Here is a 9,989-nt window from a genome sequence, read left to right as displayed (position 1 = left end):
TGCGCTCGGCGCCCCTGCAGACGGCGGTGCGGGCGCTGGACGTGGAGAGCGCGCGCGGGGATGTCCACGTGGCCGAGCGGGATACGGTGGCCATCAGGCAGCTGGCTTCCCATGGGGACGGCGCCACCGTGGCGCTTGCATCGGCGTCGGGCCATCTGGTGCTCGATGCCAATGCGCTGGTGAGCGGCGACACGGTGGAGCTGCAGGCCCTTGACGGCATGCTGCACGCCAGTGCCGGCGCGCTGGTGCAGGGCGGCCTGCTGTCCGTGGAGGCGGGCCTGGCCATCGGCAGCCATGGCGCCCCGGTCACGCTCGCCGTGGATCGCCTGTCGGCCCGGACCGGGGCCGGCGGCATCCACCTGCGTGACAGCGGCGGCCTGCGCCTGTCGGGCATCGGCCTGGAAGTGGCTTCCGGCGCCGGCGACATCGAGGTGGCCGTCACCGGCGGCGACCTGGCCATGGACGCCGGCACCGGAATGCTCACCCGCGGCGGGCGCATCGACGTTGCCGTGCAGGGTGATTTCCGGGCCTCGCATGTGGATGCGGGCAGCGGCGCGATCCATGTCAGCGTGGAGGGTGCGGTCATCGTGCAGACCGGCGATCCGCGTCCGAACCTGCGCACCACCGGCGTACTCACGCTGTCGGCACGCAACGGCATCGGCGGCTTCGGCACGGCCCAACTGCGCGTAGAGGCGGGCGAGCTGCGCGCGGCCAATGCGCAGGCGGGCAACATCGTCATCTTTGGCGAGCGCGGCCTGTGGCTGGGTGACGAGGGCGTGAGCTCCGGGTCGCCCACTGGCTACGTGGTGCTGATGTCCGACACCGGCCGCATCGACACTGGCAAGGTGGAGGCGCTCAACGGCCGCATCGTGCTCATGACTGGGCTGACCAGCCTGACCGAGCAGCAGGCGGGAGCTCTTTACGCCTCGCTGTTGCAGCGAGGCGTGAACGACCCCTCGATGGGAGCACGCGACCGGCTGCCCGACGGCCGGCTGGAGCCGGTGCTGGCGGGTACCGGTGGGCTGGCGTCGTCTGACGGGCTGGCGTGGTTCCCGCATGCGCCGCTGCAGCCGGTCCAGACGACCAGCGTGCTGCTGGCCTCGGCGCTGGAGATGCTGTCCTTCGCCCCGCCCGCTGAGAGCGGGCTGCTGGACACGCTGCCCCAGCGCATGCGCCGGGTCGACGAGGCGCAGTCCGAGGAGCCTCCGACGTCCTGGCAGGCACCCGAGGCCGTGCTGGCCGACATGGCGGCCGGCAAGGTGCCCGTGTCCGAGACGCCTGCGCGGTCGTGGCGCGAGCACCTGGACGCCCTCTGGCTGCCGGACGTGGCGGCGATCCCCATCGTCGTGGCCGAGGCCAGCCTTGACGGTGTGGTGCCGGAGGACCGGGCCGAGGCAGGTGAAGCGCAGGCCCTGCCGCAGGCCGAAGGCGATTGATGCCGAGTCGCCGTGGCGATCAGAATGTCCCCGTCATCCCGGCCTGCGCCGGCGTGACAGGGGCCTCTTCCACATTCGTGCAGAAACCGGGTTTGGGGGTGTCGCGATCGGTCAGCTACCGGCGATGACGTTGACGATGCAGGTCTGCAGCAGCGGGTACAGGTTCGCGCTAGTCGCTAGTACTACAGCCGGGCTTTAGCTTTACGAAGGCAGCGCGCCCAGTGGCATTGCTTGGCGCGCTGCCTTCGTAAAGCTAAAGCCCGGCTGTAGTACTAGGGTCCGTCCAACATCTACGTTCCGTATTTCTCATATCGGGCTCGCCAGCGAGCCTCTACCTGGCGCAGCGAACGAGGCCTCAGCGTGTAGTTCCATTGCGGGCACAACGAGTGGTACTTCAGGCGTAGCTGCTTCATCTCTTCGTTGCTGACCCGTTCGCCGAGTTCGTTCCCACCACGCACGAGGTCGGCCCGGACGGTGAGACCTGTGCTTGTCGTCGTGCCCTCGATGTAGGCGCACATCAACTCGAAGCTGCGCAGCGGCTTGCCCGCCCAGTTCATGCTGATGTGGCTGAATAGCCGGTGCTCGATGGGGTTCCACTTGGAACACCCGTTGGGGTAGTGGCACACCGTCACGTCGAGCCTGTACATATCGCAGATTTGCTCTTGCAACTGCGCCTTCCACACGCGAGAGCGGCAGCTGTTGGAGCCGCCAGCGTCGGCCAGGATGAGAAGCCGCCGAGCGTTGGGGAAGCTCTTGCGGCCCTGCTCGTGCCACCAGTTGTCGATCGATTCCACCGCAAAGCGTGGCGTGTCGAAGCAGTCGCCCACGCAAACATAGCCTTGGTTGGTGTTGAGCGTGTAGACACCGTAGGGGATGGCCTGGCCGATGGCGTCCTGGGGATAGTCATGCACCAGCACGCTCTCGGGCTCGCGGCACCAAGCCTGTCCGGCGTTCTTGAAGTTACCGATGTGCTCCTTTTTTTTTCGTATCCACGCTGATGATTGGCTCACCGGCAGCAAGGAAGGCCTGCTTTTGCTGCTCGATGTGGCGGAACTGCTCGTCGCGCTGCTCAGGCGACGCCTTGGCCTCCTTGCGTCGGGCGTTGACCTTGGGCGAATAGCCCAGCTTGCGCAGCAGCCGCGACACCGTGGTCGGGCATGCCGAGTGGCCGCCTTGCCGTAGCCGCGCGCTGAGCTGACGCAGTGAACTGCGCTTGAACTTGGTGCGGCGTTGCGGGTCGCCCGCTGTCTCGGACTCCAGTATCCGCTCCAGGGCTTGCTCGATCTGCGGGTCATGTTCCTCGGTGAAGGGACGTCCGCCGCCTGCTTGGCGAACCCGCCCTACAGGGCGGTCCGCCAATTCGGCATCGAGCTCGCTTCGGCCCCGCCGAATGGTCTTCTCACTGACGCCGGTGATCTTCGCCACCAGCCTCTCGCCACCATGGCCAAGTTCCTGTGCCTGCAGCGCGGCGTACCAGCGACGCTGTTGTTCATCAAGCCGGCTCAGGAACAAGTTGACTCGCTGGTGCAGGGCGCAGGTCGGACCGTCAGCTTGCGACAGGCATTCCGGGCACTGGCATACATGGATGTAGGGGCGCATTTCGGCACCTCCTCAACACACGAGACAACACCGTCATTACTACGCCTCTTCCCAATCCCGAGTCAACAGTGGAGCAGTAGATGTTGGACGGACCCTTAGGCAGCTTTGACGCCGGTCACTATTGCGCTACGCCCTTTCCACCACCACCAAATCAGCCTCGTTGATGGTCGCCGCAACCAGGAATCCTCTCTCGACCAGCAGGCCCAGCGCCTCCCGCAGCTTGTAGCGGAACTGCTTGAGCAGCTTGGTTTCGCTGCCGCTGTACTGGTGCAGTGAGGCCACGCTGTATGGCCAAGGCTCGACATGAGTGCTGTAGAAGGTGTGCAGCCACTTGGCCAGAGGCGGCAGCGACAGCCTCAGATCCCACTCCAGCAGCGAGTAATGGGCATCCCAAAGAGCGCCACGATGTCCGGATCGAGGCTGATGCGCCAGTAGGCGATGGATTCCTTGGCGGTCTTGCGGCTGCGCAGCACCTTGGGCAGCAGCGAGCCATAGAAGGTTTCATCTCCTTCCGGTAGCGCAACGGTGACCCGCACTGACGTAGCCTGGAGGCGTACGACACAGGCTTCCAGCCGGTTATAGGACTCGGAGTTGTGGGTCCACTTCAGCCGCTCCAGCATGTGACTGGCAATGAAACGGACTTCAGACCCAAGAGGGTGACCTCGGGCGGTGTGCAACAGCTGCAGGAAGACATCGGCATCGTCCTGCCGCAACTCTTCCCCGGTATACGTGATGGTGACCCCGCGCACTGAGCAACCGTGCTCGCTGAGGCCACGGCGGCGCCAAGTCCCAAACGGTGGAACAGCTTGTCCTTCAATGCTGGGCAAGGGCGCAAGCGATTGATGCAGGTCTAAACAGAGTCCTGCCTGATCCGATAAGGGCAGCGTACTGCCCATCCCCCGGAGCTCTACCTTGCTTGCGAACCTACCCTGTGCTGCTGTTGCTGACGCTGCCCGTCAAGCGGGATTGCTGGCCGCTCTTGATGGAGTACAGGCCGTCATCGAGTTTGACCTCGAAGGGCATGTGACACGTGCCAACGAGCTGTTCCTTTCTTGCATGGGGTACAGCGCGGATGAGGTCATCGGCAAGCACCACCGGATCTTTTGCACCCCGGAGTTTGCGCAAAGCGACGCCTACAGAGCATTCTGGAGCCGGCTGGGCACCGGCCGAGCTGATTCCGGCGTCTACATGCGCCTGGATAAACGCGGACGCGCGATCTGGCTGCAGGCCTCGTACAACCCTATCCTCGATGAATCCGGACGTCCGGTCGGCGTGGTCAAGCTGGCAACCGATGTCACCGACGTGCGCCGCATGCAACTCGACTTCGAGGGCAAGATGGCGGCCATTGACAAGGTGATGGCCGTGATCGAGTTCGACCTTGACGGTCGAGTGCTCTGCGCCAACGAGAACTTCCTGTCGGCGCTAGGCTATACGCTGGGAGAAGTTGTCGGCCAGCACCACCGCCTCTTTTGCGATGCCGGTCACAGCCGCTCGCAAGAGTACCAGCTGTTCTGGCAGCGCCTCTCACGCGGTGAGCCGGACGCTGGCCGCTACCGGCGCGTATCCAAGTCAGGCAAGGACGTATGGATCCAGGCTTCTTACAACCCTGTGTTTGACGTCAACGGCAAGCCGATCAAGGTCGTCAAGTTCGCCACGGACATCACCGCCGAGATGCAGCGGGCTGTAGAAGCTCAGGGCAAGTTCGACGCGCTCAATCGCTCCCAGGCCGTCATCGAGTTCGATCTGCAAGGCAACGTGCTGAACGCCAACGGCAACTTCCTGCGCACGCTGGGATACACGCTGGAGGAAATCCGCGGGCGGCATCACGCGATGTTTTGCGACCCCGATGAGGTGCGCACGCAGGCTTACCGCGACTTCTGGGCCGACCTGGCCGAGGGACGGTTCAAGTCCGGGCGGTTCCGCCGTGTCGGCAAGCACAACGCCGAGGTGTGGATTCAGGCGACTTACAACCCGATCCTGGACCACGACGGCAAGCCCTACAAGGTCGTGAAGTTTGCCATGGACATCGGCGCGCAGGTCGAGCGCGAGTGGCAGATCTCCGCCCGGGTGTCAAGCATTTCCCGGCTGCTGCAGGACATGAGTGGGTCAATCGGCAGCGTGGCGCGAACCACCGAGCGCACCGCTGAGCTGGCAGGCCAGATGCAGCAACAGGCCGCGGAGGGCAGCCAGTTGCTGCACCGCTCCCGAGAAGCAATCATCGAGCTGCGACAGTCCTCCGACGCCGTGCACGAGATCATCGACACGATCAGCGAGATCGCCAGCCAGACCCATCTGTTGGCTTTCAACGCCGCCATCGAGGCCGCTCGCGCTGGAGAGCATGGCATGGGCTTTTCCGTCGTGGCCGACGAGGTTCGCAAGCTTGCGGAGAAGTCGGCGAGTTCCGTGCGCGAGATCGCGAGACTGCTCAGCCAGAACGGGGCACGCGTCGCTGAAGGTGGCCGGCTGTCTGAGGAGGTGGACGCGGCATTCCGGCGCATCCAGCAGCAAGTAGACACCACCACGCGTTCCATTGCCGACATCCATGCCGCGATGAGCCAACAGGCCTCGTCCACAACTGACGTGGCCGGGCTGCTGCAGGACCTACAGCAAGAGGCGGTGCGGGGATGAGCGGACATGGCCGCTATGCGCGGCTGCGCATCGGCGACCAGGAGTTGGCCGTGGCGACCGACGCCGTGGCGCAAGCTGTCTTGGTGGGGTCGCCCCTACCGCTGCCTCGGCGCAGCGGTGCGCTGGCCAGCACCTGTGACACCCCATGGGGCATGGTTCCATTGCTGGATCTGGCCCTGTGGCTGGATATGGGGCATGCCACGACGCCTGGACACCAAGCATTGGTGTTGCGCAGCGCGGGCAAGGCCGTCGCTGTGCGGGTCAGCTCCTTACACGGTGTCGCAGCCGCAGCGTCGGTGTCCCGGCTTCACCACGACGACGACCCAAGCGAACTGTTCCAGTCCTGCGTGCGCTGGGCCGGCGCAGGCTCCGCGGCACTGCTGGAGGTCGAGCGCCTGATGAAGCTGACGCAGATCTGGTGCGAGGACAGCGCGCTGTCCTGGGGCGGTTTAACCCAACCAGACGGTGCAAGCTCGCTACAGCGTCGGCCCCATGCCATCTTGAGCGCGGGTGGCCTGCGCTGGGCCATCCCGGCGCAGCATCTTCTGGAAGTCGCGCCAGCGAAGGCGCTGGAGTTCGTGTCGCCGCCAGGCTCGCATGCGCGCGGGATCTGTTCCTGGCGCGCGCGCAAGATGCCTGTGCTCGACTTGGCCGCGTTGCGAGACAAGCAGGAGCGCACCACGGACGCCGAACTCTGGGCGGTGGTCTGCAGTGGCGAGCTCAGCGCGGCCATCCTGATCAACGAAGCCCGGCAGCTGGTCCAACTCGAAGTGCCGCCCCATACCGATCAGTTTGAACCAGCCATCGCACCCGATGGCAGCGAAGTGCTGCGGGTGGACGTGGAGCGGCTGCTGTGTGCCTTGCCCGAGACCGAGATCAGCCGAGGCAGTCGCGCTGCTGATCCCGGTACGGCGTCTGCGGCCTCGGGCCCGCATGCAGCGGGTGCTGCTTCCTACTTACTGTTCGAAGCGGACACGACCTACGCCGCGCCCGCTGGCAGTGTCGTTCAAGTCGTCGCACTCGATCTAGCCACGATGGTGCAACTGCTGCGCGGTGGCGCTAGGCTGTCCTTCCGAGGGCAAAGCCTGCCCTTGGTTTCGCTTCCTGCGTATAGCGGCCAGGAGGCAGCCAGTCCCCTGCAGGTGGCATTTGTGGTGGCCATGCCAGACGGCGCGCTGGCGGCCATCGCCGTGCACCGCGTGACGGATTGGGCGCAGGGGGCCGCCGTGCAGCCTGGCGCCATGCGGGCCGCTGCTTTCGGCGAATTCCAGACGATCACCGTCACGCGGTCGGCCCAACGCACGACGCACATGGTGATCGATCTCGATCAGGTCGCTTACATGCTGGCCTGATTTCATCCTTGACTGTGTTGTTGATGACTCCTGCACCGATCCCCGCTGAAGAACAAGAACGACTCGCCGCGCTGCGTGCGCTGCTGATCCTGGACACGCCACCGGAGGAGCGCTTTGACCGGGTGGTGAGGTTCGCGGCCGACGAATTCGACTGTCCCATCGCGCTCGTGAGTCTGATCGACGAGAACCGCCAATGGTTCAAGGCCCGTGTAGGCCTGGAGGTCTGCGAAACCGGGCGCGACATCTCGTTCTGCGGCCATGCAGTGGTCCGCGAATCCATCTTCGTGATCGAGGACGCCAGTGCCGACGAGCGCTTTGCGGACAACCCGCTGGTGACAGGCGCACCGTTCATCCGCTTCTACGCTGGAGCGCCGCTGGCCGCTCGAGACGGGCAACGGGTCGGCACCCTGTGCCTGATCGACACGAAGCCGCGGCAGCTGGATGCAACGGACTTGGGGATCCTGGCGTCGCTGCGAGACCTTGTCGCGGAGGAACTGCTTTCGCCCGGAGGCGGCCAATGACCGCGCTGATGCCTACTGTGTTGCTGTTCGAGCCGCATTTCGTACTCAGGCGAACCGTGGCTGCAGCGGCGCGCCAACTCGGCATCGCCGAGGTCCATGAAGCCGCGACGCTCCACGCTGCCGACAAACTGGCCCGGCTGCAACGCTACGACTTGGTCATCATCGCACTTGACGGTGCTGCGGTGGCGGACATCGATGCTTTCGCCAAGCGCTGCAACGCCAGCCGGGTCATTGGGCTGCAAGCACCCGGCTCATCCGTGCACTGCGCTGCTGTGTCGGACACACTCCACAAGCCACTGAAGGTGAAAAGCCTGCTCGGCTACCTCAAGGCAAGACATGTTGCTGTCATGAGTGACAGTGCCGAGGCTGGCCCTGGCTAGCCAGTGCGGTTACGCACCCCAAAATGGATCTGCTTTTCAACGACAACAGATGGAATGCTATCTGTGTAGCGGCCTCACCTGACTATTGTGGAAAAACCAATTTTCGCAAGAATTGGAGTATGCGAAAACTGGGTGCGTTGGCTTGAGCAAGAAAATGGGCGGTGATATTGCAGGCAGGCCTGTTTGTGTCTTGGCACTTCCGCGTGTGGTAAGAGAAGGCATCGTAGGAGAACCCGCAGAATGAAGATCCTGTATGACAGTAGAAGTCTGGACAACTCGGTATCGGATCGCCGCAGGGCCGGGCGCAAAATGCTCCGAACATTCGCCCGGCTGATATCGCCAAGCGGAGACCATGTTGCCATAAGGACCTACGATATAGGCTTGGGTGGTATTGCTATTATCGCGCCAACCAACATGCAGTTGAATTCGCGATGTCGAGTCATTTTTGAGGTTTACGGATCGGATCGGGGAGTCAGCAGAATCTGTGTTTCAGGAAGAGTGATACATAGCATATTGAGCGCCAAAGAAGATGGATTCATAATTGGGCTTGAGTTTCTCGATCTTGAAGAAGGTGCTCGGAATATCATCATGAGTTATGTGTCAGCCTGATGCAAGGAAAATAGTTTAGGACTTACGCAAAAGTTTGATAGAAAATCATAGAAATCACATGAATTAATTTCAACTTGAACTTCTTGAAAGCATAGATCATAGTTTTGTCTTTCACTAAGCGGCGACATGAATCCATCCCGCGTGGACTACTGTCAGTTCCTGTTATCGAGTCAGGTCAACTTCACCTTGACGCACTATGCCGAGCATCATGCCCACTTCAGCCATGACGCCCTCAATCGGTATTTGAACGGCGAGCGCATCACATCACGCATCATTTGGGAAAACATTCGGCCGCACGTGATTCCCAGCGCTCATGGCTATCTGATTTTTGACGATACCGTACTCGACAAGTCTTATTCGCATCGCATCGAGTTGGTAAGGAGCCAGTACAGCGGTAACGCGCATCGCGTGATTAAAGGCATTGGCGTGGTGACATGCGTGTACGTCAATCCAGAACTGCAGCAGTACTGGATCAACGACTATCGCATTTTTGCGCCGGATCAGGATGGCAAGAGCAAGCTCGACCATGTACAGGACATGCTCGACAACTTGTTGATCCACAAGGGCTTACCTGTACGCACAGTGCTCATGGATAACTGGTACGCCACCAGCGCCGTAAATATTCGGCGAACCCCATAGCCCGCTTGGGCGGCGTTCGACATGCCGCTGGGTACAGGCCCTGCGCAAAGCGGTTCGCCAGGGCTTGCCAATACAGCCCTCGTGTTGCTCTCATTCCCGCGCGAGTCCGTGCACGGGGTGAGCCTGTCACGAGCTATTGATGCCGTGCGAAGCTTTGTCAGGGCCTGCGCGCATGGCCGCGAGCTATGCCTCGTTCATCTGCCACGGGATAAAAGCGCCAATGTTGCTTGGTGCACGGCCGCCCTCGTTGGCGCAGGCGTTGAGGTATGCGCTCAGCCAGGCACGGGCATTGATTTTCCAGAGCTTGACGGTCATGAGCAGGCTCATCAGTGTCGCGCCCACTTCTCCAGACCACTGGCTGCCTGAGCCGTAGAAATTCTTGCGTCCGACAACGGCCGGGCGCAAGGCGCGTTCGGCGGCGTTGTTATGTGTGCCTTGTCAAGGCACGGTTGATCCGTCGGTGAAAGTCCGACCCGGCCAACTCGCGCTCCGGCCGGAAGCACAAGGAGCGGTCCAGGAGGTAACGAATGGGCTGAAGCACTGCTTGAAAAGGCCTCGTAGGAGGCCAGCAGGCCATGCGGGCCGCAACGTGAGTGAACACTGAGCAGGCCTCGAAAAGTCGTCGTGGATGCCGACCCGCCATAACAACGGGGAAGGCCGTTGGCGGCGCCGAAGTGAGCGTGAAGAGCAGGCGCCGCGTCCACCGGGGTAGTGGTGGCAGCACGCATGGGTACAGATCGACCGTGCAACAAGGGAAGTCCGTGGTGGTGATCGACCGGCAGTTGATCAACGACGACCTCGTGAGGGGTGGAGTCGGCCGCTGCG

General features: G+C 62.8%; 10 protein-coding genes and 2 pseudogenes. 7 read left to right on the top strand and 5 right to left on the bottom strand.

The features are described 5' to 3' along the window. Positions 1-1,436: DUF4097 family beta strand repeat-containing protein (locus H537_RS48415; RefSeq protein ID WP_043462276.1), on the top strand; the 1,436-nt coding region annotated here is incomplete at its 5' end. 290 nt (positions 1,437-1,726) lie between these two features. On the opposite strand, the gene H537_RS52060 is transcribed toward H537_RS48415, so the two are convergent. The 4 genes from H537_RS52060 to trfA (H537_RS50190) form a co-directional block, all read right to left on the bottom strand. Then, entirely contained in the window at positions 1,727-2,446 is a 720-nt protein-coding gene (locus tag H537_RS52060) for an ISAzo13 family transposase (RefSeq protein ID WP_238446972.1), read from the bottom strand. Beyond that, positions 2,397-3,035, bottom strand: coding sequence for an ISAzo13-like element transposase-related protein (locus tag H537_RS54820; protein ID WP_084151304.1), 639 nt, complete (start codon positions 3,033-3,035; stop codon positions 2,397-2,399). Before H537_RS54820 ends, H537_RS52060 begins: the two co-directional genes overlap by 50 nt. Positions 3,036-3,161: 126 nt before the next feature. Continuing rightward, positions 3,162-3,362 carry a plasmid replication initiator TrfA gene (gene trfA / locus H537_RS56390; protein ID WP_259375264.1) on the bottom strand — a complete coding sequence of 67 codons (201 nt, stop codon included), beginning with the start codon at positions 3,360-3,362 and terminating at the stop codon, positions 3,162-3,164. 29 nt (positions 3,363-3,391) lie between these two features. Further along, positions 3,392-3,931, bottom strand: coding sequence for a plasmid replication initiator TrfA (gene trfA, locus H537_RS50190; protein WP_084151303.1), 540 nt, complete (start codon positions 3,929-3,931; stop codon positions 3,392-3,394). 16 nt (positions 3,932-3,947) lie between these two features. Here trfA (H537_RS50190) and H537_RS0139270 point away from each other — a divergent pair, with 16 nt between their 5' ends. From H537_RS0139270 to H537_RS48390, 6 genes and pseudogenes are all read left to right on the top strand, one after another. Beyond that, positions 3,948-5,663 (top strand): methyl-accepting chemotaxis protein, encoded by a 1,716-nt coding sequence (locus H537_RS0139270; RefSeq protein ID WP_029002205.1) that lies wholly within the window; start codon positions 3,948-3,950, stop codon positions 5,661-5,663. Further along, positions 5,660-7,015 carry a chemotaxis protein CheW gene (locus tag H537_RS0139265; protein WP_029002204.1) on the top strand — a complete coding sequence of 452 codons (1,356 nt, stop codon included), beginning with the start codon at positions 5,660-5,662 and terminating at the stop codon, positions 7,013-7,015. The genes H537_RS0139270 and H537_RS0139265 overlap by 4 nt, the downstream gene beginning before the upstream one ends. 23 nt (positions 7,016-7,038) lie before the next feature. Next, complete coding sequence (locus H537_RS48400; protein WP_051244688.1) at positions 7,039-7,536, top strand: GAF domain-containing protein; 498 nt, start codon at positions 7,039-7,041, stop codon at positions 7,534-7,536. Continuing rightward, entirely contained in the window at positions 7,533-7,916 is a 384-nt protein-coding gene (locus H537_RS48395) for a response regulator transcription factor (RefSeq protein ID WP_043462274.1), read from the top strand. The genes H537_RS48400 and H537_RS48395 overlap by 4 nt, the downstream gene beginning before the upstream one ends. Positions 7,917-8,156: 240 nt before the next feature. Continuing rightward, the gene (locus tag H537_RS52050; RefSeq protein WP_084151302.1) at positions 8,157-8,525 is read left to right on the top strand and encodes a PilZ domain-containing protein; all 369 of its coding nucleotides are present in this window, start codon (positions 8,157-8,159) and stop codon (positions 8,523-8,525) included. A 126-nt stretch (positions 8,526-8,651) separates the two neighbouring features. Continuing rightward, positions 8,652-9,134 (top strand): annotated as a pseudogene (locus tag H537_RS48390) (transposase); the annotation flags it as partial. Positions 9,135-9,347: 213 nt separating this feature from the next. On the opposite strand, the pseudogene H537_RS54190 reads toward H537_RS48390, so the two are convergent. After that, positions 9,348-9,590: pseudogene (locus H537_RS54190) on the bottom strand (IS66 family transposase); the annotation flags it as partial. Positions 9,591-9,989: the final 399 nt, after the last annotated feature.

It is taken from the genome of Azohydromonas australica DSM 1124 (assembly GCF_000430725.1).
GTDB classification, from domain to species: Bacteria; Pseudomonadota; Gammaproteobacteria; order Burkholderiales; family Burkholderiaceae_C; genus Azohydromonas; species Azohydromonas australica.
This window is presented reverse-complemented; position numbering and strand designations above follow the sequence as displayed.